Annotated in this window: 27 protein-coding genes; 18 read left to right on the forward strand and 9 right to left on the reverse strand. The window is 71.2% G+C overall.

The window, feature by feature from the left end; translation table 11 throughout:
* Positions 1-157 precede the first annotated feature (157 nt).
* The 5 genes from ACQPYE_RS01280 (at position 158) to ACQPYE_RS01300 (ending at position 5,980) form a co-directional block, all read left to right on the forward strand.
* The gene (locus ACQPYE_RS01280; protein ID WP_498718677.1) at positions 158-1,837 is read left to right on the forward strand and encodes an ABC transporter substrate-binding protein; all 1,680 of its coding nucleotides are present in this window, start codon (positions 158-160) and stop codon (positions 1,835-1,837) included.
* A 71-nt stretch (positions 1,838-1,908) separates the two neighbouring features.
* Positions 1,909-2,913, forward strand: a complete 1,005-nt coding sequence (locus tag ACQPYE_RS01285) for an ABC transporter permease (protein WP_498718678.1) — start codon at positions 1,909-1,911, stop codon at positions 2,911-2,913.
* Positions 2,910-3,836: an ABC transporter permease gene (locus ACQPYE_RS01290; protein WP_498718679.1), complete on the forward strand. Its 927-nt coding sequence runs from the start codon at positions 2,910-2,912 to the stop codon at positions 3,834-3,836. Before ACQPYE_RS01285 ends, ACQPYE_RS01290 begins: the two co-directional genes overlap by 4 nt.
* 6 nt (positions 3,837-3,842) lie before the next feature.
* Positions 3,843-4,841, forward strand: coding sequence for an ABC transporter ATP-binding protein (locus tag ACQPYE_RS01295; RefSeq protein ID WP_498718680.1), 999 nt, complete (start codon positions 3,843-3,845; stop codon positions 4,839-4,841).
* Positions 4,838-5,980, forward strand: coding sequence for an ABC transporter ATP-binding protein (locus ACQPYE_RS01300; protein ID WP_498718681.1), 1,143 nt, complete (start codon positions 4,838-4,840; stop codon positions 5,978-5,980). The genes ACQPYE_RS01295 and ACQPYE_RS01300 overlap by 4 nt, the downstream gene beginning before the upstream one ends.
* A gap of 45 nt (positions 5,981-6,025) precedes the next feature.
* Here ACQPYE_RS01300 and ACQPYE_RS01305 read toward each other — a convergent pair whose 3' ends face one another.
* Positions 6,026-6,727: an SDR family oxidoreductase gene (locus tag ACQPYE_RS01305; protein WP_498718682.1), complete on the reverse strand. Its 702-nt coding sequence runs from the start codon at positions 6,725-6,727 to the stop codon at positions 6,026-6,028.
* Between the two features lie 81 nt (positions 6,728-6,808).
* Here ACQPYE_RS01305 and ACQPYE_RS01310 point away from each other — a divergent pair, with 81 nt between their 5' ends.
* A complete protein-coding gene (locus tag ACQPYE_RS01310) occupies positions 6,809-7,255 on the forward strand; it encodes a winged helix-turn-helix transcriptional regulator (RefSeq protein ID WP_498718683.1) in 447 nt (148 codons plus the stop codon).
* 101 nt (positions 7,256-7,356) lie between these two features.
* On the opposite strand, the gene ACQPYE_RS01315 is transcribed toward ACQPYE_RS01310, so the two are convergent.
* On the reverse strand, positions 7,357-7,920 hold the full coding sequence (locus tag ACQPYE_RS01315; protein ID WP_498718684.1) for a TIGR03086 family metal-binding protein: 564 nt from the start codon (positions 7,918-7,920) through the stop codon (positions 7,357-7,359).
* Positions 7,921-7,985: 65 nt separating this feature from the next.
* Between ACQPYE_RS01315 and ACQPYE_RS01320 the strand changes: the two genes are divergently transcribed.
* Positions 7,986-8,603 (forward strand): TetR/AcrR family transcriptional regulator, encoded by a 618-nt coding sequence (locus tag ACQPYE_RS01320; protein ID WP_498718685.1) that lies wholly within the window; start codon positions 7,986-7,988, stop codon positions 8,601-8,603.
* A gap of 80 nt (positions 8,604-8,683) precedes the next feature.
* Here ACQPYE_RS01320 and ACQPYE_RS01325 read toward each other — a convergent pair whose 3' ends face one another.
* Positions 8,684-9,154 (reverse strand): helix-turn-helix domain-containing protein, encoded by a 471-nt coding sequence (locus tag ACQPYE_RS01325; RefSeq protein WP_498718686.1) that lies wholly within the window; start codon positions 9,152-9,154, stop codon positions 8,684-8,686.
* A complete protein-coding gene (locus tag ACQPYE_RS01330; RefSeq protein ID WP_498718687.1) occupies positions 9,154-9,441 on the reverse strand; it encodes a hypothetical protein in 288 nt (95 codons plus the stop codon). Before ACQPYE_RS01330 ends, ACQPYE_RS01325 begins: the two co-directional genes overlap by 1 nt.
* A 190-nt stretch (positions 9,442-9,631) precedes the next feature.
* On the opposite strand from ACQPYE_RS01330, the gene ACQPYE_RS01335 reads away from it, so the two are divergent.
* Positions 9,632-10,468, forward strand: coding sequence for a helix-turn-helix domain-containing protein (locus ACQPYE_RS01335; RefSeq protein WP_498718688.1), 837 nt, complete (start codon positions 9,632-9,634; stop codon positions 10,466-10,468).
* Positions 10,469-10,480: 12 nt separating this feature from the next.
* Positions 10,481-10,669: a DUF397 domain-containing protein gene (locus tag ACQPYE_RS01340; RefSeq protein ID WP_498718689.1), complete on the forward strand. Its 189-nt coding sequence runs from the start codon at positions 10,481-10,483 to the stop codon at positions 10,667-10,669.
* A 3-nt stretch (positions 10,670-10,672) separates the two neighbouring features.
* Here ACQPYE_RS01340 and leuA read toward each other — a convergent pair whose 3' ends face one another.
* Positions 10,673-12,463 carry a 2-isopropylmalate synthase gene (gene leuA / locus ACQPYE_RS01345; RefSeq protein WP_498718690.1) on the reverse strand — a complete coding sequence of 597 codons (1,791 nt, stop codon included), beginning with the start codon at positions 12,461-12,463 and terminating at the stop codon, positions 10,673-10,675.
* Between the two features lie 227 nt (positions 12,464-12,690).
* Between leuA and ACQPYE_RS01350 the strand changes: the two genes are divergently transcribed.
* Positions 12,691-12,990: a hypothetical protein gene (locus ACQPYE_RS01350; protein ID WP_498718691.1), complete on the forward strand. Its 300-nt coding sequence runs from the start codon at positions 12,691-12,693 to the stop codon at positions 12,988-12,990.
* Here the strand turns inward: ACQPYE_RS01350 and ACQPYE_RS01355 are convergent.
* Positions 12,987-13,592, reverse strand: coding sequence for a nitroreductase family protein (locus ACQPYE_RS01355; protein WP_498722814.1), 606 nt, complete (start codon positions 13,590-13,592; stop codon positions 12,987-12,989). The two genes, ACQPYE_RS01350 and ACQPYE_RS01355, sit on opposite strands and share 4 nt — an antisense overlap.
* A 38-nt stretch (positions 13,593-13,630) precedes the next feature.
* On the reverse strand, positions 13,631-14,830 hold the full coding sequence (locus ACQPYE_RS01360; RefSeq protein ID WP_498718692.1) for a hypothetical protein: 1,200 nt from the start codon (positions 14,828-14,830) through the stop codon (positions 13,631-13,633).
* Positions 14,831-14,931: 101 nt separating this feature from the next.
* On the opposite strand from ACQPYE_RS01360, the gene ACQPYE_RS01365 reads away from it, so the two are divergent.
* From ACQPYE_RS01365 to ACQPYE_RS01375, 3 genes are read left to right on the forward strand one after another with little or no spacing between them, the layout of a single operon-like run.
* Positions 14,932-16,197, forward strand: a complete 1,266-nt coding sequence (locus ACQPYE_RS01365; RefSeq protein WP_498718693.1) for an aspartate kinase — start codon at positions 14,932-14,934, stop codon at positions 16,195-16,197.
* Complete coding sequence (locus ACQPYE_RS01370) at positions 16,194-17,279, forward strand: aspartate-semialdehyde dehydrogenase (RefSeq protein ID WP_498718694.1); 1,086 nt, start codon at positions 16,194-16,196, stop codon at positions 17,277-17,279. Before ACQPYE_RS01365 ends, ACQPYE_RS01370 begins: the two co-directional genes overlap by 4 nt.
* A 10-nt stretch (positions 17,280-17,289) precedes the next feature.
* Positions 17,290-18,717 carry a gluconokinase gene (locus ACQPYE_RS01375; RefSeq protein ID WP_498718695.1) on the forward strand — a complete coding sequence of 476 codons (1,428 nt, stop codon included), beginning with the start codon at positions 17,290-17,292 and terminating at the stop codon, positions 18,715-18,717.
* Here ACQPYE_RS01375 and ACQPYE_RS01380 read toward each other — a convergent pair.
* Entirely contained in the window at positions 18,700-19,875 is a 1,176-nt protein-coding gene (locus ACQPYE_RS01380; protein WP_498718696.1) for an MFS transporter, read from the reverse strand. The two genes, ACQPYE_RS01375 and ACQPYE_RS01380, sit on opposite strands and share 18 nt — an antisense overlap.
* A gap of 85 nt (positions 19,876-19,960) precedes the next feature.
* Between ACQPYE_RS01380 and ACQPYE_RS01385 the strand changes: the two genes are divergently transcribed.
* Together ACQPYE_RS01385 and ACQPYE_RS01390 are read left to right on the forward strand one after the other, a co-directional pair.
* The gene (locus ACQPYE_RS01385; protein ID WP_498718697.1) at positions 19,961-20,377 is read left to right on the forward strand and encodes a Fur family transcriptional regulator; all 417 of its coding nucleotides are present in this window, start codon (positions 19,961-19,963) and stop codon (positions 20,375-20,377) included.
* A gap of 30 nt (positions 20,378-20,407) precedes the next feature.
* Positions 20,408-21,856, forward strand: coding sequence for a catalase (locus ACQPYE_RS01390; protein ID WP_498718698.1), 1,449 nt, complete (start codon positions 20,408-20,410; stop codon positions 21,854-21,856).
* 132 nt (positions 21,857-21,988) lie between these two features.
* On the opposite strand, the gene ACQPYE_RS01395 is transcribed toward ACQPYE_RS01390, so the two are convergent.
* Entirely contained in the window at positions 21,989-23,056 is a 1,068-nt protein-coding gene (locus tag ACQPYE_RS01395; RefSeq protein WP_498718699.1) for an alpha/beta hydrolase, read from the reverse strand.
* Between the two features lie 80 nt (positions 23,057-23,136).
* On the opposite strand from ACQPYE_RS01395, the gene ACQPYE_RS01400 reads away from it, so the two are divergent.
* From ACQPYE_RS01400 to ACQPYE_RS01410, 3 genes are all read left to right on the forward strand, one after another.
* Complete coding sequence (locus ACQPYE_RS01400) at positions 23,137-23,697, forward strand: NADPH-dependent FMN reductase (RefSeq protein WP_498718700.1); 561 nt, start codon at positions 23,137-23,139, stop codon at positions 23,695-23,697.
* Between the two features lie 113 nt (positions 23,698-23,810).
* Positions 23,811-24,233, forward strand: coding sequence for an organic hydroperoxide resistance protein (locus tag ACQPYE_RS01405; protein ID WP_498718701.1), 423 nt, complete (start codon positions 23,811-23,813; stop codon positions 24,231-24,233).
* Between the two features lie 15 nt (positions 24,234-24,248).
* Positions 24,249-24,734, forward strand: coding sequence for a Dps family protein (locus ACQPYE_RS01410; RefSeq protein WP_498718702.1), 486 nt, complete (start codon positions 24,249-24,251; stop codon positions 24,732-24,734).
* Positions 24,735-24,892 lie beyond the last annotated feature (158 nt).

A 24,892-nucleotide genomic window follows, 5' to 3' on the forward strand; every position in this document is an offset into this window, starting at 1 on the left:
GCCGTGGTCACGGTGGGTCAGCGAAGCTGTGCGGGACGTGTGTTAATGCTGATTCACGTGGCCGGATCGTGACCTCGGACGAAGCGGAAGGTTGTGGTGACCGGTTAGGGTCCGTGACCACACCGTGAGATCCCGGATTTCCCTAGGGGTGTGTCAAATGCTTCATTCTCGAACGGCCCGGCGCCGATGGTTGGCCGCGATCGGCCTGACCGGCGTCGCGGCACTGGCACTGTCGGCCTGTGCCCAATCCGAGCGCGGCGACGACTCGGGGTCCGGCAAGGTCGGCGGCACGATGGTCTTCGGCGCCGCGGGCGAGCCCAAGAACTTCGACCCGATCTTCAACGACGACGGCGAGAGCTTCCGGCCCATCCGCCAGATGTTCGACACGCTGGTCACCTACAAGCGGGGCACCGCCGACCTCGCGCCGGGTCTCGCGGAGAAGTGGACGCCGAGCACGGACGGCAAGTCCTGGACGTTCGACCTGCGCAAGGGCGTCAAGTTCCACGACGGCACGCCGTTCGACGCCGCCGCCGTCTGCTTCAACATGGACCGCTGGTTCAACATGAAGGGCGCGGGCGCCCAGAGCCAGATGATCTACTACGGCGACGTGTTCGAGGGCTTCGCCAAGAACGAGGGCGACGCGGCGGGCGAGCCGGTCTACAAGTCGTGCGAGGCCAAGGACGAGCACACCGCCGTGCTGAACCTCAACAAGTACAAGGGTGCCTTCCCGGCCGCCTTCGGCTTGACGGCGCTCTCCATCTCCAGCCCCGAGGCGCTGAAGAAGTACGACGCGGACAACGTCGTGCAGTCCGGCGACTCGTTCACCTACCCGGCTTACGCGACCGAGCACCCGACCGGTACCGGCGCGTTCAAGCTGGAGAAGTTCGACAAGGCCAACAAGACGATCACCCTGGTCCGCAACGACGACTACTGGGGCGAGAAGGCCAAGCTCGACAAGCTGATCTTCAAGATCATCCCCGATGAGAACGCGCGCAAGCAGGAGCTCAAGGCCGGCACGATCGACGGCTACGACTTCCCGAGCCCGGCGGACTACAACTCGCTGAAGACCGACGGCTTCAACGTCACGCCGCGGCCCGCGTTCAACATCCTGTACCTGGGCCTCAACGGCGCGAACAACCCCGCCCTGAAGGACCTCCGGGTCCGCCAGGCCATCGCCTACGCGGTGAACCGCGACCAGCTGGTGAAGACCAAGCTGCCGCTGGGCGCCGAGGTGGCGACGCAGTTCATGCCGAAGACCGTGGCCGGCTACGCCGACGACGTGCAGCAGTACCCGTACGACCTGGCCAAGGCCAAGGACCTGCTCGCGCAGGCCGGCGTGTCGAACCTGTCCCTCAAGTTCTACGTGCCCACCGAGGTCAGCCGGCCGTACATGCCGAACCCGTCCGAGATCGCGGCGGTCATCGCCGACGACCTGAAGGCCGCGGGCATCACCGCCGAGATCGTGTCCCGGCCGTGGAACGGCGGCTACAAGGACGACGTGCAGAAGCTCGGCAAGCACGACATGCACCTGCTCGGCTGGACCGGTGACTACAACGACGCCGGCAACTTCATCGGCACCTTCTTCGGTCGCGAGAAGAAGGAGTTCGGCTTCGGCGACCAGACGCTGTTCGACGCGATCGCCGCGGCCGACGGCGTCGTGGACCAGGGCCAGCACGCGGACGCCTACAAGCAGGTGAGCCGCGACCTGATGAGCAAGTACCTGCCCGCGATCCCGGTGTCCCACTCGCCGCCGGCGATCGTGGTCAGCAGCAAGATCTCGGGCCTCGTCCCCAGCCCGCTGACCGACGAGCGCTTCGACACGGTGAGCAAGGGCTGAACCGAACGGTAGGCGGGTGGTGGCGTCCGTGACCCGGACGTCACCACCCGTGCTGTCCAGAGGGCTTCCACATGCTGCGATTCATAGTCCGTCGCCTGCTCCAGGCGATCCCCACACTGCTCATCCTCTCGCTGCTGGTCTTCGTCTGGCTGCGGTCGCTGCCCGGCGGGCCGGCCGGCGCGCTGCTCGGCGACAAGGCGACCCCGGAGAAGATCGAGGCGCTCAACAAGGTCCTCGGCCTCGACCAGCCGATCTTCATCCAGTACTTCAAGTTCCTGGGCCGCATCCTCAGCGGTGACTTCGGCAGCTCGCTGATCAGCGGCGAGCCGGTGGTGGCCGAGATCAGCCGCGCGCTGCCCGCCACCATCGAGCTGGGCCTGACCGCGCTGCTGTTCGCCGTCGTGCTGGGCATCCCGCTCGGCTACCTGGCGGCCAGCTACCGCGGGCGGTTCCTGGACAACGCCACGGTCATCGGCACGCTGGTCGGCGTCGCCGTGCCCGTGTTCTTCCTCGGCATCCTGCTCAAGCAGCTGTTCGCGCAGGACCTGGCGCTGTTCCCGCCGTCGGGCAGGCAGGACGTCACCATCGACCCGACGCACGTCACGAACTTCGCCGTGCTCGACGGGCTGCTGACCCAGGAGTGGGACGTCGCGGCCGACGCGCTGTGGCACCTCGTGCTGCCCGCGATCGCGCTGGGCACCATCCCGCTCGCGGTCATCGTGCGGATCACCCGCGCCTCGGTGCTCGACGTGCTCAACGAGGACTTCGTCCGCACCGCCAACGCCAAGGGCCTTCAGGCGACGCTGGTCCGCCGCCGGCACGTGCTGCGCAACGCGATGCTGCCGGTGTCCACCACGATCGGTCTCCAGACCGGTCTGCTGCTGGGCGGCGCCGTGCTCACCGAGCGGGTGTTCGTGTGGGGCGGGCTGGGATCGTTGCTGGCCCAGGGGATCGAGCGCCGGGACTACCCGCGCCTGCAGGCGTTGCTGCTGCTCGCGGCGGTGGTCTACGTGCTCGTCAACCTGCTGGTCGACATCTCCTACGCGATCATCGACCCGAGGGTGCGGGCATCATGACCAGTCTCCTCAAGCGCAAGCGGCAGCGGGTGGACGCGCTGGCCGAGTCGGCGGGCACGAGCCTCGCCGCCGACGCGGTGCGGCGGATGCTCCGCAGCCCGGTCGCCCTGCTGGGCGCGTTCCTCGTGCTCCTGTTCGTGGTGCTGGCGATCATCGCGCCGTTCATCGCGCCGAAGGACCCCTACCAGCGCTACCCGGAACTGCTGGAGGACCTGCGGCCGGACTTCATCCCCGGCGCGCAGCCGGGGTTCCTGCTCGGCGGTGACGAGCTGGGCCGCGACTTCTTCAGCCGGCTGCTGGTCGGCGCGCAGCAGTCGCTGGTCGTCGGCGTCGGCGCGACGTTGATCGGCCTGGTTCTCGGCATGCTCATCGGCGGCGCGGCCGGCGCGTTCGGCGGCTGGGTGGACAGCTGGCTGATGCGGTTCACCGACATCATGCTGTCGATCCCCAGCCTGCTGCTGGCGATCTCGATCGCGGCGCTGGCGAGCCGGGGCAGCCAGACCACGGTGATCATCGCGGTCGCGGTGACCACGGTGCCGATCTTCGCCCGGCTGCTGCGCGGCGCCATGCTCGCCCAACGGCACAGCGACCACGTGCTCGCGGCGACGGCGCTGGGCGTGCGGCGGCGGACCGTCGTGTTCCGGCACATGCTGCCGAACTCGCTCGGCCCGGTCATCGTGCAGTCGACGCTGACCCTGGCGACGGCGATCATCGAGGCGGCGTCGCTGTCGTTCCTCGGCCTCGGCGACCCGGACCCGTCCCGGGCCGAGTGGGGCCTGATGCTCGGCAACTCGCAGCGCTACATCGACGTCAAGCCGGAGCTGGCGTTCTACCCGGCCATCGCCATCATCATCGTCGCGCTGGGCTTCACCCTGCTCGGCGAGTCGTTGCGCGAGGCGCTCGACCCGAAGAACCGGAGGTGAACCGCGATGGCGTTGCTCGAAGTGCGTGATCTGCGGGTGGTCTTCCAGCGCAAGGGCACCGAGCCCTTCACCGCCGTGGACGGCGTCTCCTTCGACGTCGACCCCGGCCAGACGGTCGGCCTGGTCGGCGAGTCCGGCTGCGGCAAGTCCGTGACGTCGCTGGCGATCATGGGCCTGCTGCCCTCGCGCGGCAACAAGGTCACCGGCTCGGTCCGGTTCGAGGGCACCGACCTGCTCACCCTGAACGACCGGGAGATGCGCAACCGGCGTGGCCGCGACCTGGGCATGGTGTTCCAGGACCCGCTGTCGTCCCTCAACCCGGTGATCCCGATCGGGTTGCAGGTCACCGAGGTGCTGGAACGGCACCGCGGCATGTCCCGCAAGGCGGCGATGGTGGAGGCGGCCGAGCTGCTGGGCCGGGTCGGCATCCCGGACCCGCGGCGCAGGTTGAGCGAGTACCCGCACCAGCTCTCCGGCGGTATGCGGCAGCGCGCGCTGATCGCGATCGCGCTGGCGTGCCGGCCCCGGCTGCTCATCGCCGACGAGCCGACCACGGCGCTGGACGTGACGATCCAGGCCCAGATCCTCGCCCTGCTCAAGGAGCTGGTGCGGGACATGGGCACGGCGCTGATCATGATCACGCACGACCTGGGCGTCGTGGCGGGGCTGTGCGACGAGGTCAACGTGCTCTACGGCGGCCGGGTCGTGGAGAAGGCGGCGCGGTACCCGCTGTTCGCCGAGCCGCGGCACCCGTACACGCACGGGCTGCTGGCGTCGATCCCCCGGCTCGACGGCGCGCGCGGCGAGAAGCTGGTCCCCATCAAGGGCTCGGTCGCCGACAACATCCCGTGGGACCACGGGTGCGCGTTCGCCCCCCGTTGTCCCAACGCGCTGGCGGTGTGCCGCGAGGTCACGCCCGAGCTGGAGGCCGGTGACGTGCGGTCGCTGCGCTGCCACAACCCGGTGCTGCCGGGAACGCCCGCCGCCCAGGAGGTGCCCGCATGACCGCCGCTGTCGAACCGGCAGCCGCCGACGCCCCCGCGGGCGACACGCTGGTGTCGGTCGAGGGCCTGAAGATCCACTTCCCGATCAAGCGGGGCCTGCTGGTCGACCGCACGGTCGGCCACGTCTACGCGGTCGACGGCGTGGACCTGCGGATCAAGCGCGGTGAGACCTACGGCCTGGTCGGCGAGTCCGGCTGCGGCAAGTCGACGCTGGGCCGCGGGATGCTGCGGCTGGTCGAGCCGACGGACGGCCGCGTGCTGTTCGACGGCACCGACCTGGTCGGGCTCAAGGGCGAGGAACTGCGCCGGATGCGCCGCCGGATGCAGATGGTGTTCCAGGACCCCATGTCGTCCCTGGACCCGCGGCAGTCGGTGGACTCGCTGCTGGTCGAGGGCCTGCGGGCGCACGGCCTGGACAAGGGTCGCGAGCAGACCGGCAAGCGCCTGCGGGAGCTGCTGTCGGCGGTCGGGCTGCCGTCGACGTCGCTGCGCAAGTACCCGCACGAGTTCTCCGGCGGCCAGCGGCAGCGCATCGGCATCGCGCGGGCGCTGGCGGTCGAGCCGGACCTGATCATCGCCGACGAGCCGGTGTCCGCGCTGGACGTGTCGGTGCAGGCGCAGGTGGTGAACCTGCTGGAGGACCTCCAGGAGGAGTTCGGGCTCACCTACCTGGTGATCGCGCACGACCTCGCCGTGGTGCGGCACATCTCCGACCGGGTCGGCGTGATGTACCTGGGCGGCCTGGTGGAGGAGGCGACCTCGGACGACCTCTACGCCGAGCCGCTGCACCCGTACACCAGGGCGCTGCTGTCCGCGATCCCCGTGCCGGACCCGGTGGTGGAGGACGAGCGCGAGCGGATCCTGCTCACCGGCGACCTGCCGTCGCCCGCCAACCCGCCGACGGGCTGCCGCTTCCACACGCGCTGCCCGTGGAAGCAGGCGACCCGGTGCGACACCGAGCGGCCCGCGCTGCGCGAGGTGCTGCCGGGGCACAAGGTGGCGTGCCACTGGGCGGAGGACATCCGGTCCGGCCGCATCCGGCCGCACGCGGTCGAGGCCGTGCTGGTGGAGGAGGACAGCGTCTCGCCGGACATGCCGCTGGTCGGCCCGGCGTCGGTGTCCGAGGTGCTGAACCCGTAGTCCCGGGTCCGGGGGACGCCGCGCGGCGTCCCCCGGACCGGTCGCTCAGACCACCTGCGGGTAGAGGGTGCGCGGGTCGGCGGACAGCGCGGCCTTCAGGTCCACGACGACCTGGTCGGCCAGCACCTCGACGAGGTCGGCCTCGACGCCGTCCAGCGCGACGCGCACGACGTCGGCCGGGTCGTTCTTGGGCACGTCCATGCTCGCGGTCATGTCGGTGTCCGTCACGCCCAGCAGCACGCCGGTGACCAGCGTGCCCTGGCCGGCGAGCTCCACCCGGGCGCCGTTGGTCAGGCTCCACTGCGCCGCCTTGGCCGCGCTGTAGGCGGTGGCGCGGTCGTAGGAGACCCAGGACATCGACGACAGCACGTTCAGGATGGCGCCGCCGCCGTTGGCCGCGAGGACCGGCGCGAACGCCCGGATCATCTCCAGCGTGCCGTAGAAGTGCGTGTCCATCTCCAGCCGGATCGCGGCGGGGTCGCCGGTGACCAGGTTCTCGCCGGTGATGATGCCCGCGTTGTTGACCAGCAGGGTGACGTCGCGGGCGGCGTCGGCCGCGGCGGCGACGGCGGCCGGGTCGGTGATGTCCAGCGACAGCACCTCGACGCCCGGCAGGTCGATCGAGCCGGCGTCGCGCGCGGTGGCGTAGACCTTCGCCGCGCCGCGTGCCAGTAACTGCCGCGCGAAGTGCAGGCCGAGGCCGCGGTTGGCCCCCGTGACCAGGGCGACCGAGTTGGCGATCTTCATGGAGGGTTCTCCCAGAGGTGAGTTGGCTTTGCCAACCTAGCTTGGCTGGATTGGCATTCACAACCGAGCCATACTGGGGCCGTGACGGCACCGGACGGGAACTGCTCCTTGGTCAAGGCGGTGGACCTCGTCGGTGAGCGCTGGACGTTCCTCGTCCTGCGCGAGGCCCTCGCCGGCGCGACCCGCTTCTCCGAGTTCCGCGCGCGCCTCGGCATCGCCTCCGACGTGCTCGCGGCCAGGCTCGCGAAGCTGGTCGACAGCGGCCTGCTGGCCAGGCAGTCCTACCGCGAGCCGGGGCAGCGCCCGCGGGACGGCTACTGCCTCACCGAGGCGGGCCGGCAGGTGAACGTGGTGCTGTGCGCGTTGCAGGAGTGGGGCGACGCGCACCTGCCGGACACCGTGTCCACGGTCGTCTACCGGGCGGACGACGGACGACGGGTCCGGGTGCGGTTCGTGGACGGCGAAGGCGCCGTGGTGCCCGCCGGCGACGTGCGCCCGGAGCCGGGTCAGCGGCTCGCGGGCCGGTAGAGCAGCCGCACGACCGCGAGGCAGGCGGCCCATTCCCGACGTGCTACCGGGGTAGTGGGTCGGGGGCGCCTCCCCCTGTGGCGGCGCCCCCGACCCGGTCCTCACGCGGGCCAGTTCGGCGAGCGGCCGAGCAGCCCGATGAGGCGGTCGGTGATCGGCGCGTCCTCGGGCACGTCGACCGGCAGCGCGAACGCCGCTCCCGGCCCGCGGACGTCCGGCGTGGTCGGGTAGTGCCGCGCCATCCGGTAGGCGGCCGTGGCGAGCCCGGTGTCGAGGGTGCTGTCGATCCCGATCGCGCGGCACAGGTCCCAGGCGTGCGTCAGGTTGTCCACGAAGTGCGCGGCCACGAGGTGGCTGCCCGGACGGCGGCCGTAGCCCGGGAACTCGGCCTCGCGCTCCAGCACGCCGTCCGCCCGGAACGCCTCGGTGACCGCGTCGGTGGCGACCCGGTAGGCGGTGGCCATGTCGTCGCTCGCGGGCGGCTCGACGGCCGTGCGGCGGATGGCCGCGGTGAACGACAGGGTCGACTCGACCTGGTGGCGCAGCAGTTCGTAGACGGTCCAGCCGGCGCACGGCGTGGGCAGGTCCAGGTGCGCTTCCTCCAGGTCGGCCATGAGCTTCAGGTTGAGGTCGAGCGACGACCGGTTCAGGTCCAGGAGATCCATGCGTTCCACCCCTCAAGTTGTACGAACGATCGTACAGTTAGTTTGCGAGTGGTCAACCGGCTAGCGTGGAGGACGTGAAGGTCGACGGACGGGTGGAGCGCGGCGAGCAGACGCGGCGGCAGATCCTGCGGCGGGCCGCGGAGATCGCGTCGGTGGAAGGGCTGGAGGGCCTGTCGATCGGGCGGCTGGCCACCGAGCTGGAGGTCAGCAAGAGCGGCGTGTTCGCGCACTTCGGGTCCAAGGAGGAGCTCCAGCTCTCGACCGTGCGCGCGGCGGCGGCGATCTTCGCGCGCGAGGTCGTCGACCCGGTGACCGAACCCCCCGGCGTGGCGCGGCTGGCGGCGCTGCTGGACTCGTGGCTGGCGTACTCGGAGCGCCGCACGTTCCCCGGCGGGTGCTTCTTCTACGCCGTGCAGGCCGAGTTCGACGCCCGGCCGGGACGGGTGCGCGACGCGATCGCCGGGTACGGGCGCGAGTGGAACGCCTACGTCCGCGAGACCGCCGCCGCGATCCCGGAGGTCGCCGACCCGGACCAGCTCGCGTTCGAGCTGATCGCGTTCCTGGAGATGGCCAACGCCCAGTCGGTGCTGCACGACGACCCGCTGGCCTACTCGCGCGCCCGTGCCGCCGTGCGCGCCCGCTTGGCTCAGGCGGTCGCGGCGGCGTCCACGGCGCGGCGCTGAGCGGCCCTGACCGCCATCCCGATCGGCACGCTGATCAGCGTGGCCACCGCGAACGAGACCGGCAACCTGTTGGCTCGACGTCACAAATCCGCAGGTAGAGCCTCGATGATGTGATGCGCGGCACTGATCTCGTCGAGGTGTTCGGTGAAGAACGCGGAGGCCAGATGGGCGTGGAAGACGACGTCGGGACCTTCCGGCATGAGGAACAACGTGAACGGCCGCTCGCCGCTCGCGACCGTGTGCACGCCGGTTGCCGTGGCGTGCAGCAGGTCGAGCACCTGCGTCGCCTCCACACCCCATGTGCACCGCAGTTCGGGCAGGTGCGCTTCTTGCGACGCCTTCAGCAGCCGCTGGTAGGAGTCCCCGAGGGCGGGCGCGCACGCCACCATGTCGGGGAACCGGACGGGCGCGTACCCGGCCTCGACCCGTTCTATCTGCCGCACCGACCCCCGGGACCGGGCCGCCACCTCCTCGGCGCTGATCCCGGCCGCTTCGCGAATCGACCGGACCTCCCGCCCCAGCAGTCGCCCCCGCAACGTCGGCGCCGCCATCACGCCACCTCCCGCGCGTCCACCGACAGGTCCAGCAACACCGTCCGCGCGAGCAGGTACTGGCGGCACGGAACAGTGGGCCGCTGCCACCACCTCCGTCCCCAGCAGGCTCGGCAGTAGCCCTCGGCGTCGGGCCGGTGGCCGTCGAGCAGCACGCGGATCGCGGCCACGAGCAGCGGCACCTCGGACCGCCCGAGGTCCGCCACCACCCGCTCGTCGCCGCCGGCCGCGACCCCTTCGACCACCGACAGCCGGTTCCTGACCTGGAGATGCAGTTCCTGCCACACGAGCCCTCCCGAACGGTGAGGACCGGCCGGACGCCGCGCGACGTCACCCGCGCGGCATCCGGCCAGCCACGACCCAAGGCCGCAAGAGCTAAGCTAGGGATTAGCTAAGAATTTAGGTATTCCTCAATCGGGTGACTGCCGGGACCACGCCGCCACCGGGCACACTTGCCGGCGAGGTGAAGGAGGACGGGTGGCTGAGCCCTCGGCGTTGAGCTGGCTGATCGGCAATGAACTGCGGGACCACCGCGAACGGGCGCGGAAGAAGGGCACCGAGGCGGCGAAGGTGCTGGGCTGCACCTCGGGCAAGATCAGCCAGATCGAGGGCGGCATGTACCGCCAACGCCCCAACGAGGTCGCGATACTCCTCGGCTTCTACGGTGCGGATCGCGCGGACATCGACCGGCTCGTCGCCCTCGCCGGACAGGACGACGAGAGCACGTGGTGGGGCGCGTGGACCGACGTCGTCCCGGACTGGTTCCAGACCTTCGTCGGTCTCGAACGCCTGGCGGCGACCGAGTTCGCCTATGAGCCGATCGTCCTGCCCGCCCTGCTCCAGACCGAGGCTTACGCCACCGCGGTGACTACGTCTTCTCGACGGGTCCGACCTGATCACGGCGATCGGGTCGTGCACTTCCGGATGGAGCGCCAGCGACGTCTGTTCGCCGAGGAGAACCCGCTGGCGCTGCACGCGATCGTCGAAGAGTCGGCGCTGCACCGACCGGTCGGCGACGCGGATGTCATGAGGGGTCAACTGGAGCACCTGCTGGAGTTGGGTGCTCGACCCAACCTGGACATCCAGGTGATCCGCACCGAGGCCGGAGTGCATTCGGCGACCACCGGCTCGTTCGTGCTGCTCGGCTTCGAGAAGTTCCGCGACGTCGTGTACGTGGAAGTGCAGGAAGGCGCGCTCAACGTGCAGGAACCGGCACAGGTCCGGGCCTATAGCATGTCAGCGAAGAACCTTCGCGCTGTCGCGCTCGACCAGCGCGAGTCCGCTTCCTTGATCACGTCACTGCTCAAGGGATAACCGGAGGTCGCCATGGCCGCCCACGTCCGTTGGACCAAGTCCAGTTACTCCGCCGACAACGGCAACTGCGTCGAGGTGGCCGCTACCGACACGGTGATCGGGGTCCGGGACTCGAAGAACGCCGGAGGGCCCGCGCTGAGCTTCCCCGCGGCCCGGTGGGCGGGGTTCCTCGCCACCGCGCGGCGGCGAGGAACCCCGTGACCCCTACCGGTTGGCTCGGTTGATCGCCGAGACCAGGGCGCGCAGGGACGCGGCCACCGTGGAGCTGTCGATGCCGACGCCCCACAGCACGCGGTCGGACACGGCGCACTCCAGGTAGGCCGCGGCACGGGCGTCGTCACCCGACGACATGGCGTGCTCGAAGTAGTCCAGCACGCGCACGTCGTAGCCGACGGTGGCCAGGGCGTCCACGAACGCGGCGATCGGGCCGTTGCCGCCGCCGGTGATCTCCTGCGTCTCGCCGTCGACCACGACCACGGCCTTGATCGTCTCGTGGCCGCTGCCGTCGCCGGACACCTTCTGCCGCAGCAGCCTCAGCGGCGCGGTGGCGTCCAGGTACTCGTCCGCGAACGCGTCCCACATGTCCTTGGGGCCGATCTCGCCGCCCCTGGTGTCGGTGACCTCCTGGATGACCTTGGAGAACTCCACCTGCAACCGGCGCGGCAGGTCCAGGTGGTGCTCGGTCTTCATCAGGTACGCCACGCCGCCCTTGCCGGACTGCGAGTTCACCCGGATCACGGCCTCGTAGTTGCGGCCGACGTCCTTCGGGTCGATCGGCAGGTACGGGACGTCCCACGGGAACTCGTCCACGTGCTGCCCGGCGGCCTTGGCGGCGTCCTCCAGGGCCTCGAAGCCCTTCTTGATCGCGTCCTGGTGCGAGCCGGAGAACGCGGTGAACACCAGGTCGCCGCCGTACGGGTGCCGCTCGGGGACGGGCAACTGGTTGCAGTACTCGACCGTGCGCCGGACCTCGTCGATGTCGGAGAAGTCGATCTGCGGGTCGACGCCCTGGCTGAACATGTTCATGCCCAGCGTCACCAGGCACACGTTGCCGGTGCGCTCGCCGTTGCCGAACAGGCAGCCCTCGATCCGGTCGGCGCCCGCCAGGTAGCCCAGCTCGGCGGCGGCCACGCCGGTGCCGCGGTCGTTGTGCGGGTGCAGCGACAGGATGATCGAGTCACGGCGGGCCAGGTTGCGCGACATCCACTCGATCGAGTCGGCGTAGACGTTCGGCGTGGCCATCTCCACCGTCGCCGGCAGGTTGATGATCAGCGGCTTCTCCGGCGTCGGCGCGATGATCGCCGACACGGCGTCGCAGACCTCCAGCGCGTACGACAGCTCGGTGCCGGTGTAGGACTCGGGCGAGTACTCGTAGCGGAACTCGGTCTCCGGGTAGTGCTTCTCCTGCTCCAGCGCGAACGCGGCGGCGTCCGTGGCGATCTTCTTGATGCCCTCGCGGTCGGACTTGAACACCACCCGGCGTTGCAGGATGGACGTCGAGTTGTAGAAGTGCACGATCGCCTTGCCCGCGCCGCGCAGCGACTCGAACGTGCGGGTGATCAGCTCGGGGCGGCACTGGGTCAGCACCTGGATGGTGACGTCGGGCGGGATCGCGCCGTCCTCGACGATCTCGCGGACGAAGTCGAAGTCGGTCTGCGACGCGGCTGGGAAGCCGACCTCGATCTCCTTGTAGCCCATCCGCACCAGCAGGTCGAACATCTTGCGCTTGCGGGCGGGGGACATGGGGTCGATCAGGGCCTGGTTGCCGTCGCGCAGGTCGACCGCGCACCACAGCGGCGCCTTGGTGATCCGCTTGGTCGGCCACGTGCGGTCGGGCAGGTCGACGGTTTCCACCTGCTCGTGGAACGGGCGGTAGCGGTGCACGGGCATCGACGTGCCGCGTTGCGGGTTCCAGACCGGCTGGTCGGCCACCGGGCGGGCCGGCGGTCGGATGCGGCTGGTGCCGGAGGTGTACGCGTCGTGATTGGCGCTCATGATTCGAATGCTCCTGCTGGTGCCGGTGGGAGGACGACCGGCGGGCAGTGCTCGTCCCGCGACGGGGGGCCGGTCTGATCAGACCCCGTCACGGCGGCGAAGCAGGAGGGCGCGTGCCATGACGGACAGGTTAACCGGATTTCGCGCCGAGGTGGAACCGAGCGCCCAGATGGTGGAACTTCACCCGATCGGGTTTCACTTGATCGTGGTTAGGGCATCTTCCGGACATGTCCAGATGGCGAACCTCAACGCGCAGCGGCAGCTCCACCGCTGCCCGAGTGATCCGCGGTGTCGGTGCCGTTTTCGCGGGCATCGAGGTGCTGTACATCCTCATGCTCCTCATCGGGGTGAACACGGCCAACGCGTTCTTCCGCTTCATCCAGCAGCTCGCCGAGCCGCTGGCGCTGTTCTTCCCAGGGCTGTTCCAGACGGGCAACGTCAACGTCGACGTGATCCTGAACTACGGCCTCGCGGCGGTGTTCTGGCTCGTCGTCACCGGTCTGCTGGCCCGCGTCGTGGCCCGCTAGACCCCTTCCGCCCCGGTCCCCGCCGTCTTCCCCCCTGCGGCGGGGACCGGCTGTTCGTCCGCGAACGCCGGCCGGCCCCACCTGCCCGCGAACGCGGTCTCGCCCAGCGGCCTGCGCACCCGCGGTCGCCGTTCCCGGGCCCGCAGGTCCTCCGGCAGCTCCTCGTCGTCGCCGAGCCGCCCCACCGCGATCACGACGACCGGGCGCACGTGGTCGGGCAGCCCGAACGCCTCCCGCACCTCCTCCGGCGCGAACCCGCCGATCTGGTGCGTGACCAGGCCCAGCTCGACGGCCCGCAGCACCAGGTTCTGCACCGCGAGCCCCAGCCCGAACTCGGTGTTGGGCACCGGCCCGCGCTCGTCCGACTCGGCCACCGCGCCCACGAGCAGCACCGACGCCCGCCCCGCCCACACCTGGTTGCCCGGTCGCAACGCCGCGAAGATTCGCTCGAACGTGTCGTCACCGCGGTAGCCGACGACGAACCGGGCGGGCTGGGTGTTGCCGTGCGAGGCCGCCCACCGGGCCGCTTCCAGCAGCGCGCGCACGGTCTCCGGCGGCACCTCGGCCGTGCCGTCGAACGCCCGCGGGCTCCAGCGCCGCATGATCACGTCGTTGCCGTCCACGACCCCATGCTCCTCGATCAGATCGCGTACGGCCACGCCGTGATGGCGTACGCGCCGAACCAGGCGCTGAACACCGACACGCCCACCAGCACCGCCACCGCCGTGCTCGTCCGCCGCCGCGCCAGCGCCAGCGCGATCGGCGCCAGCAGCGTGAACGCGGGCAGCAGCAGCCGCGCCTTCGAGTTCATCAGCCCGTTCGACCCGAGGTCCATGGCGAGCACGCCGGCGCCGTAGACGACCAGCGGCCACTCCAGCCCGCGCCGGTAGCTCAGCACCACCAGGGCCAGCGCCACCACCAGCAGCCACACCGTGGCCAGCTCCAGCACCGACCGGGGCTCGCCCAGGATGAGCAGCGCGAACCTCCAGGTGGCCGCGCCGCCGTCGAACCGCGAGTCCCACCCGATCTGCTGCACGGCGAACCAGCCGTCCCAGCGGCCGGTGCGCACCGCGACGTACCCGAGGTAGCCGAGCAGCCCGAGCGGCGCGACCAGCGCGCCCACCCACGGCCGCCAGTCGTCCCGGCGCCGCCACGCCGCGACCAGGGCCGCCGCGCACACCGCCAGGACCAGCGCCGCCGCGGTCGGCCGCACCAGCCCGGCCGCCGCGCAGCACGCGCCGGCCGGCACCCAGCGCCGTTCCACCACGCCGACCAGCGACCACACGGCGAGCGCGCAGAACGTCGCCTCGGAGTACGTCATCGACAGCACCACCGACATCGGCGACGCCGCGAACAGCACCACCAGCACGACACCGGCCCGGCGCGACCCGCCCGACACCCGCGAACCCAGCCGGGCCAGCCCGTAGGCGCACAGCACGCCGCTGACCAGGCTCACCGCGAACGCGGCGCCGACCGTCGGCACACCGGGCAGCCCGTCGACCCACCGCACCAGCGTCGGGTAGCCGGGGAAGAACGCCAGCGGCGTCTCGTCCGTCCGCCGCCCGAACGCGTCCACGAGCCACGTCGGCACGTCCGCGTAGCCGCCCTCGGCGATGCCCAGGAACCACTGCCCGTCCCACGACGTGAGCGCCCGCGTGACGTCCTTGTCCCACCGCGCCGCCATCAGCTGGAGCGCGACCAGACCGAGCTCGCGGACGGCCAGGTAGAGCAGCGCGGGCGCGAGCAGCGCGGTGACCCGGTGTCTGGCCACGCGCGCCAACCGCCCGCGCGCGCTCGACGCGTCCTCCGGCTCCACGCGAACGGCCTCCAGGGTCGACACGGGGTCGAGAGTAGTGGGCGTCACGGCGACCGCTGTCCACTCCTTGGGCCAGGTAGGGTGCCTGACAAGCTGGGCTTTAAGCACCTGGGAGGAGTGGGTCTGTGGCGCTCGTCGTCCAGAAGTACGGCGGTTCCTCGGTCGGGAGCGCCGAGCGGATCAAACGGGTGGCCGAGCGCGTCGTCGCGACCCGCAAAGCGGGCAACGAGGTCGTCGTCGCGGTCTCCGCGATGGGCGACACCACCGACGAGCTGCTCGACCTCGCGCGCCAGGTGTCCCCGGTGCCGCCCGCCCGCGAGATGGACATGCTGCTCACGTCCGGTGAGCGCATCTCCATGTCGTTGCTGGCGATGGCGATCAGCTCGCTGGGCGCCGAGGCGCGTTCCTACACCGGCTCGCAGGCCGGCGTGATCACCACGTCCGTGCACGGCAAGGCGCGCATCATCGACGTGACGCCGAGCCGGATCCAGGACGCGCTCGCGGAGGGCGCCATCGCGATCGTCGCGGGCTTCCAGGGCGTCAGCCAGGACAGCAAGGAGATCACCACGCTCGGCCGCGGCGGCACCGACACCACCGCGGTGGCGTTGGCGGCGGCGCTGAAGGCCGACGTCTGCGAGATCTACACCGATGTCGACGGCGTGTTCACCGCCGACCCGCGCATCGTGCCGAACGCCAAGCGGCTGGAGACCATCACCTACGAGGAGATGCTCGAGATGGCGGCGTGCGGGGCCAAGGTGCTCATGCTGCGCTGCGTCGAGTACGCCCGCCGCTACGGCGTCCCGGTGCACGTCCGATCTTCGTTCAGCAACAAGCCCGGGACCATCGTGTCCGGGTCAGTGGAGGACCTTCCCGTGGAACAGGCGATGATCACCGGCGTCGCGCACGACCGGTCCGAGGCCAAGGTCACCGTGACGGCGGTGCCCGACCTGCCCGGCATGGCGGCGCGGATCTTCCGCGTCGTGGCCCAGGCGGAACTCGACATCGACATGGTCGTGCAGAACGTCTCCCAGGCCGTGTCCGGCCGCACCGACGTCACGTTCACCCTGCCGAAGGACGACGGACCGCGCGCGGTCGCCGCGTTGGAGAAGTCGCGCGAGGAGATCGGCTTCGACCAGGTGCTCTACGACGACCACGTGGGCAAGGTGTCGCTGGTCGGCGCGGGCATGCGCTCGCACCCCGGCGTGACCGCGCAGTTCTGCGAGGCGCTGGCCGCGGCCGGCGTCAACATCGAGATCATCTCCACCTCGGAGATCCGGATCTCGGTCATCTGCCGCGACACGCAGCTCGACGACGCGGTGCGCGCCCTGCACGACGCGTTCGAGCTCGGCGGCGACGAAGAGGCCGTGGTGTACGCGGGGAGTGGACGATGAGCGCGAACCCTGGTGCCTCGCGAGGCCCTGTCCTGGCTCTCGTGGGAGCCACCGGCGCCGTCGGCACCGTCATGGTCGACATCATGAACGGCCGGGAGTCCGTGCCGTGGGGCGAGGTCCGGCTGATCGCGTCCGCGCGCTCGGCGGGCAAGAAGATCACCGTGCGCGGCGAAGAGCTGACCGTGGTGGCCCTGTCGCCGGAGGCGTTCGACGGCGTGGACGTCGCGATGTTCGACGTGCCGGACGAGGTGTCGGCCGAGTGGGCGCCGATCGCCGCGTCGAAGGGCGCGGTCGCGGTGGACAACTCGGGCGCGTTCCGGATGGACCCCGACGTGCCGCTGGTGGTGCCGGAGGTGAACGCCGACCAGATCGGCGTGCGCCCCAAGGGCATCATCGCGAACCCGAACTGCACGACGTTGTCGATGATGGCCGCGCTGGGCGCCCTGCACCGGGAGTTCGAGCTGCGCGAGCTGGTCGTGGCGTCCTACCAGGCGGCGTCGGGCGGCGGGCAGGCGGCGATCGACCGGCTGTACGCGGAGATCTCGGCGTTGGCGGGCAAGGAGGTCGGCGTGCGCGCGGGCGACGTGCGCGAGACGCTGGAGGCCGCCGGCCTGCCGGTGTCGGACTCGCCGTTCCCCGCGCCGCTGGCGTTCAACGTGGTGCCGTGGGCCGGTTCCCTGAAGGACGAGGGGTGGACCAGCGAGGAGCTGAAGGTCCGCAACGAGTCCCGCAAGATCCTGGGCATCCCGGACCTGAAGGTGTCGGCGACCTGCGTGCGCGTGCCCGTGGTGACGACGCACTCGCTCGCGGTGCACGCGACGTTCGCCCGCGAGGTGACCGTCCAGCAGGCGCACGAGCTCTTCGAGGCCCAGCCGTCCCTCGTGCTGGTGGACGACCCGGCGGCGAAGGAGTTCCCCACGCCGGCGGACGTGGTCGGCGGCGACCCGACCTACGTGGGCCGGGTGCGGCAGGCGCTGGACTTCCCGAACACGCTGGACTTCTTCGTGTGCGGCGACAACCTGCGCAAGGGTGCGGCGCTGAACACCTACGAGATCGCCGAGGAGCTGGCCGCCCGGCTGTAGGTTCACCCCCATGGCTGAGGTAGTGCTCGCGATCGACCTGGGGACGACGTCGACCAAGGTCATCGCGGTGGACCGGGACGCGGGCGTGGTGGCATCGGCGGAGCACGGCTACCCGATGCGCACCACGCCCTCCGGCGAGGCGACCCACGACCCGGTCGAGGTGTGGGCCGCGGCGCTGCGGGCGTTGCGCGAGGTCGCGGCGCGGGGGCTCACCGTGCGGGCGCTGTCGTTGACCGGCGCGATGCACACCCTGGTCGGGTTGGACGCCTCGGGCACGCCCGTCACGCCGTCGTTGTCGTGGGCGGACAACCGCGCCCTGGAGCAGACGGCGCGGCTGCGCGGCACGGCCGAGGGGATCGCGCTGCACCGCGCGACCGGCACCCCGATCCACACCATGTCGCCGCTGGTGAAGCTGGCGTGGTTCCACGACCAGGGGTTCTCCGCCGCGCGGTGGTGCGGGCTCAAGGACTTCGTCGCGCTCCAGCTGACCGGCGAGCTGGTGACCGAGCACTCGTCGGCGTCCGCGACCGGCTTGATGGACCTCGTGGCGCTGGACTGGCACCCGACCGCGCTGGACTTCGCCGGCGTCCGCGCCGACCAGCTCCCGGAGCTGCGCGCGCCGGTCGACTCGTTCCCGCTGACGCTGGACGTCCCCGGCCTGCCCGCCGGCCTGCCGGTCGTGCTGGGCGGCGGCGACGGGCCGATGGCGAACCTCGGCGTCGGCGCGGTCGTGCCGGGTGTGGCGGCGGTGTCGCTGGGCACGAGCGGCGCGCTGCGGGTGGTGCGCTCGTCACCGGCGGTGGACGAGCAGGGGCGGGTCTTCTGCTACGCCGTCGCCGAGGGGCTGTGGGTGCTCGGCGGTGCGGTCAGCAACGGTGGTGTGGTGGCGCAGTGGGCCGCCGAGACGTTCGGCGTGGACGTGGGCGACCTGCTCGACGAGGCCGCCGGGGTGCCGGTCGGCGCGGCCGGCGTGACCGCGCTGCCGTACCTGCTGGGCGAGCGCGCGCCGTGGTGGGACGCGGACGCGACGTCGGCGGTGATCGGGCTGCGGCGCGAGCACGGGCGGGCCGAGATCACCCGTGCGCTGGTCGAGGGCGTCGCGCAGCAGTTGGCGCTGGTGCTGGACGCGGTGCGCTCGGTGGCGGAGGTGCACGCGGTCCGGGTGACCGGCGGCGCGTTCCGCAGCGACCTGTGGGCGACCGTGCTGGCGTCCGCGCTGGGCCTGGACCTGGAACTGGCCGACGACAGCGAGGGCTCCGGCGTCGGCGCGGCCCTGGTCGCCTGGCGGGCGCTGGGCGAGATCGGGTCGCTGACCATCGCCGCCGACCTGGTCGAGCCGGTGAGGACGATCTCGCCCGACCCGGACGCCGTCCGCCACTACGCCCGGGCCCGCCCCGCCATCGACCGCCTCTACCAGGCCCTACGCGACCTGGTGTGAAGCGCGGACGTGACGGCCCAGCACCACCGTGCCCGCCGCGATCACGACCGCGCCGACGCCCGCCACCGCGAAGCCCCACGCCGGCGACGAGTGGTCGATCACGACACCGGCGACCGGCGCGCCCAGCGCCACGCCCAGCGTGAACGCCGAGCTCTGCAAGCCCATCGCCACGCCGCGCGCGGACGCCGGCGCGTGCTTCGTGATCAGCTCGCCCGTCGCGGTGATCGTCGGCGCGCACAGGAAGTTCGTCGGCACCAGCGCCAGCGCCAGCCACCACGGCGACCAGCCGAACAGGCCGATCGGCACGGCCAGCACCCCCATGCCGCCCATCAGCGCCCACAACGGCGGCACGCGCGTCAGCCCGCCGTACAGGAAACCGCCCGCCAACGACGCCACGCACATCACCACGATCATCGCGCCGGTCCACCCGGTCAGCCCGAGCCCGCGCATCGACGCCACCACCGACACCTCGACGCCCGACAGCACGAACGTCGCGCCGCCCGCGCTGATCAGCACGCCGAGCAGCCGGCCGTCCAACCACTCCCGCCGGGGCACCCGCGCGCCGGCGGTCTCGCCCTCGCGCCGCACCGGCGGGTCCACCGCGCAGAGGATCGCGCCGATCAGGACCATGGACGCGCCGATCGCCCACATCGCCGTCCGGCTCGACGCCTGCGTGGTGAGCGCCACGCCCAGCGCCGGCCCGGCCATGAACGAGAGCTCGACGGCCATCGAGTCCATCGCGAGCGCGGTGCGCCTGCGGTCCTCCGGCACGAGCGCGGTCAGGATCTGCCTGCCCAGCGACATCACGGGCATCACGGTGATGCCGGTGATGAAGCACGTGACGAGCAGCACCTCGTAGGACAGCAGCGGGGCGACGAACCAGAAGACGCCCTCGGTGACCATCGACAGCACCAGCATCGCGCGCAGACCGCGCCGGTCGACCAGGTGGCCCATCAGCGGCGAGCCCACCGCGATGCCGATCGTGCTGACCGCGCCGACCAGGCCCGCCGCGCCGTAACCTCGGTCCAGGGCGAGGAGGACGTGCATCGTGATCGTCATGCCCGCCGCCGTCGGGGGCACGCGTGCCAGCAGCATCAACAGCATGAAGCCGGGCACGCGCGGCGTTCGGAGGACGGCCAGGTAGCGGGAGACGTTCACGTGCCCATCTTCACCCGCCGGGGCAACACGTTTAACCGTTCGTTTTCTTGACCTGTTCCAGAAAGCGTGGTGGAGTGGTGGAGCCATGACCCCAGGACCTCGCGAGCTGCTCAAGGACGCCGGGCTGCGCGTCACCGCGCCCCGGGTCGCGGTGCTCGACTGGCTCGCCGAGCACCCCCACGCCACGGCCGAAGCGGTCGCCGCGGGCGTGCGGGCCAGGTTGGGGTCCGTGTCGACGCAAGCCGTCTACGACGTGCTGCACGCGTGCGCGCGGACCGGGTTGCTGCGCCGGATCGAACCCGCCGGCCACCCGGCGCGGTACGAGACGCGGACCGGCGACAACCACCACCACCTCGTGTGCCGGGACTGCGGCCGGACCGAGGACGTCGACTGCGTCCACGGCGCCGCGCCCTGCCTGGAGCCCTCGAACGCGGCCGGCTTCACCGTGGACGAGGCGGAGGTCCTGTTCTGGGGACTCTGCCCGGACTGCCATGCGCCCTGACTGCCGACCCCCTCAGAAGGAGCTACCAGCGTGACGGAAGCGCGTCCCACCACCACCAACGCGGGCATCCCGGTCGCGAGCGACGACCACTCGCTGACCCTCGGCGCCAACGGCCCGATCCTGCTCCAGGACCACTACCTGATCGAGAAGAACGCCCAGTTCAACCGGGAACGGGTGCCCGAGCGGGTCGTGCACGCCAAAGGTGGCGGTGCGTTCGGCTACTTCGAGACGACCGAGGACGTCAGCCGCTTCACCAAGGCGGCCCTCTTCCAGCCCGGCGTGAAGACCGAGACGCTGCTGCGCTTCTCGACCGTCGCCGGCGAGCTCGGCTCGCCCGACACCTGGCGCGACCCGCGCGGCTTCGCGCTGAAGTTCTACACCGCGCAAGGCAACTACGACCTCGTCGGCAACAACACCCCGGTGTTCTTCCTGCGCGACCCGATCAAGTTCCCGGACTTCATCCGCTCGCAGAAGCGCCGCGCCGACACCGGCCGCCGCGACCACGACATGCAGTGGGACTTCTGGACGCTGCAACCGCAGACCGCGCACCAGGTGACGTGGCTGATGGGCGACCGCGGCATCCCGAAGACCTGGCGCCACCAGAACGGCTACGGCTCGCACACGTACCTGTGGGAGAACGCCGCCGGCGAGCGCTTCTGGGTGAAGTACCACTTCAAGACCGACCAGGGCATCGAGACCCTGACGTCGGAGGAGGCCGCGAGGATCGCCGGCGAGGACGCCGACGCGCACCGCGCCGACCTGTGGCACGCCATCGAGCGCGGCGAGTTCCCGTCGTGGACGCTGCGCGTGCAGGTGATGCCCTACGCGGACGCCGCGACGTACCGCTTCAACCCGTTCGACCTGACCAAGGTGTGGCCGCACGCCGACTACCCGCTGATCGAGGTGGGCAAGCTCGTGCTCGACCGCAACCCGGCGGACTACTTCGCGGAGATCGAGCAGGCCGCGTTCGAGCCCACGAACCTGGTGCCCGGCATCGGCACGTCGCCGGACCGGATGCTGATCGGCCGGATCTTCTCCTACCCGGACGCCCACCGGTACCGGATCGGCGCGAACTACAACGAGCTGCCGGTGAACCGGCCGAAGTCGCCGGTCCACTCGTACTCCAAGGACGGCGCGATGCGGTTCGCGAACGCCGCCGACCCGGTGTACGCGCCGAACTCCTACGGCGGCCCGCACGCGTCCGCCGAGGCGGCCGGCGAGGTGGCGTCGTCCTACGGCGTCGAGGACGTGGTCACCCGTTCGGCTTACAAGCTGCACGCGGAGGACGACGACTTCGGCCAGGCGGGCACCCTGATCCGCGAGGTGATGGACGAGGGCCAGCGCGAGCGCCTCGTGCGGACCGTGATCGGGCACGCGTCGAACGGCGTGTCCGAGCCGGTGCTGGAGCGCGTGTTCGAGTACTGGCGCTCCATCGACAAGGAGACCGGCGACAAGATCGCGGCGGCCTTCGGCCGGTGACCGCGCCACCCCGATCCGCGCCAATCCGACTCGTGCCACCCCGACTCGTGCACCCCTGACAGTGCACGTCCCGACAGGGCCGTCCGGATCCGTCCGGGCGGCCCTGTCCTCGCCGTCACGCGGTCTCCGGCGTCACGCGGTCTCGGGGATGTCCTGCCGCGTGTTGGCCAGCGCCAACCCGGTGCGCAGCGACCCGACCGCCTCCGCCACCGCCTCCCGGAACACGCCACCGACGCCGAGGATGTTCGCGTAACCGTGGAACAACCCCTCGTACCGCCGCAGCACCACCGGCACGCCCTGCTCCGCCAGCTTCTCCGCGAACGCCTCGCCCTCGTCCCGCAGCGGGTCGAACCCGGCCGTCGCCAGGTACGTCGGCGGCAGCCCGCTCAGGTCCTCCGCCAGCAGCACCGACAGCCGCGGATCGGTGTGCGTGTCGCGTGACGGCGCGTAGTGGTCCAGGAACCAGTCCATCTTCTGGTCGGTGAGGAAGAACCCGTTGCCGAACAGCTCCCGCGACCGCCGCCGCACCGACGCGTCCACCGCCGGGTAGAACAGCAGCAGGAACACCGGCTTCACCTCGCCCGCGTGCAGCGCGGTCACCGCCGCCAGGTTGCCGCCCGCGCTGTCACCGCCCAACGCGATCCGCCGCGGGTCGATCCGCAGCTCGTCGGCGTGCGCCACCGCGTACTCGAACGCCGTCCGCGCGTCGTCCGCCGCCGCCGGGAACGGGTGCTCCGGCGCGAGCCGGTAGTCGGCCGACAGCACCCGCACCCCGCCCTCGACGGCGAGGAACCGGCACAGGTTGTCGTGGCTGTCCAGGTCGCCGCTGACCCATCCGCCACCGTGGTAGAAGACCAGCAGCGGCGAGCCGGCGGCCAGTCCGGTCGGCTCGTAGAACCGCGCGCCGACGCCGTCGAGCGACAGCGGGCGCACCGCCACGCCACCGATGACGGGACCGCGCACCAGGGCGTTGCTGCGGGTCAGCGCCAGGCGGTTCGCGGCGGGCGTGGTCGTCTGCCAGTCCTCGCCGCTGAGCCGCTGCAACCTCAGCAGCAGCTGGGCCTCCGGGTGCAGCCGCTGGCCGTCCACCGTGACGGGAGGTCCGGCGATCAGCCTGCGCAGCGGCGCGGGCAGGCCGAACACGAAGCGCAGGGCACCGGCCAGGACACCGGGGGGGATCGACTCGGCGAGCTTCGACATGAGACGTACGTTACTAGCCGGTAAGGGCTGCGGCGAGCGAGTGGACCTCCAGTTAGGTCCAGGTGGCAGGATCGGACACCATGACGGTCACCGTGGTGGGCATCGGCGGATCCCTCCGCCCCAACTCGCAGTCCGAGCGCGCGATGAGGATCGCCCTGGAGGGCGCCGTGGACGCGGGCGCGAAGGTCGTCGAGGTCTCCGGACCCGACCTGGTGCTCCCGTTCTACGACCCGGCCATCCCGGACCGCACGGACAACGCGCGCCGGCTCGTCGAGGCGCTGCGCGGCGCGGACGGCGTCGTGCTCGTCTCGCCCGGCTACCACGGCACGGTGTCCGGCCTGGTCAAGAACGCCCTGGACTACATCGAGGACCTGCGCGGCGACGACCGCCCCTACCTGGACGGCCGCGCGGTCGGCTGCGTGGCCACGGCCCAGGGGTGGCAGGCGTCGGTGACCACGCTGACCGCGTTGCGCTCGATCGTGCACGCCCTGCGCGGCTGGCCGACGCCGCTGGGCGCGGCGGTGAACTCGCGCGAGGTCGAGTTCGACCTCGAAGGCGGCTGCACGGTGCCGTCCGTGGCCGACCAACTCCGCACGATCGGGCGACAGGTGGCCGAGTTCGCCGTGTCGAGGGCGGGCTGAGCGGGTAAGTGTGAGGGGGGCGTGAGCTGCCACACCACCGGGTGTGGTTCGGCTTCGGCCGGGTGTTGAGCTGATCGACGGGCTCGACCACCAGCTCGAAGGAGAGCGTTCACATGCAGGTGCTCTACACCGCGGAAGCCATCGCAGTCGGGGACGGTCGCAACGGCGAGGTCCGCTCCTCCGACGGGGTGATCGACGAGCAGCTCTCCACGCCCGCGGAGCTGGGCGGCCCCGGCGGCGAGATGACCAACCCCGAGCAGCTGTTCGCGGCCGGCTACGCGGCGTGCTTCCACAGCGCGCTGAAGGTCGCCGCGCGGCAGGCCAAGGTCAAGGTCGGCGAGACGTCGGTGACCGCCAAGGTCGACCTCGGCGCGAACGGCAGCGGCGGCTTCCAGCTGGCCGTCGAGCTGGCGGCGCACATCCCGGGCGTCGAGCAGGCCGTGGCCGAGCGGCTGACCGCCGCCGCGCACCAGATCTGCCCGTACTCCAACGCCACGCGAGGCAACATCGAAGTGGCTCTCACGACCACCGTTTGAGGAGGCGTCAGACCCATGAGCAAGTCCCAGAAGTCTCCGATCAGCAGCCCGCTGTCCGACGCGGACAAGGCGTCGGTCGGTGCGGTGCTCCAGTCCACCCTGGTCGACCTGGTCGACCTGTCCCTGGTGGCCAAGCAGGCGCACTGGAACGTCGTCGGCAAGAACTTCCGCAGCGTCCACCTCCAACTGGACGACCTCGTCACGACCGCCCGCACGTACACCGACGAGGTGGCCGAACGGGCCGCCGCGCTCGGCATCTCGCCGGACGGCAAGGCGAAGACCGTGGCGGCGGGCTCGGGCGTGCCGGACTTCCCCGGCGGCTGGCTGAAGGAGGACGAGGTCGTCGCCGCCGTCGTCACCGCGCTGGGCGAGCTGATCGGCCGGCTGCGCGAGCGGATCGACGAGACCGACAAGTCCGACCTCGTCACCCAGGACCTGCTGATCGAGATCACGAAGAACTTCGAGCAGGCCCACTGGATGTGGCAGGCCCAACAAGCCTGACCACCACTCCCACCCCGCGCCGCGGGTGTCGCCCTCACGGGGGCCACCGGACCTCCGGTGGCCCCCGAAAATGTCGTACCCCGCCGGTAAAATCAAACCAGGGGTCCCTTGGGCGGGGACTCCTGCGCAGCACGGCCTTCGCGGCGAGCGCCGGCCCC

The sequence above is a fragment of the Actinosynnema sp. CA-299493 genome, assembly GCF_050946825.1.
Taxonomy (GTDB): domain Bacteria; phylum Actinomycetota; class Actinomycetes; order Mycobacteriales; family Pseudonocardiaceae; genus Actinosynnema.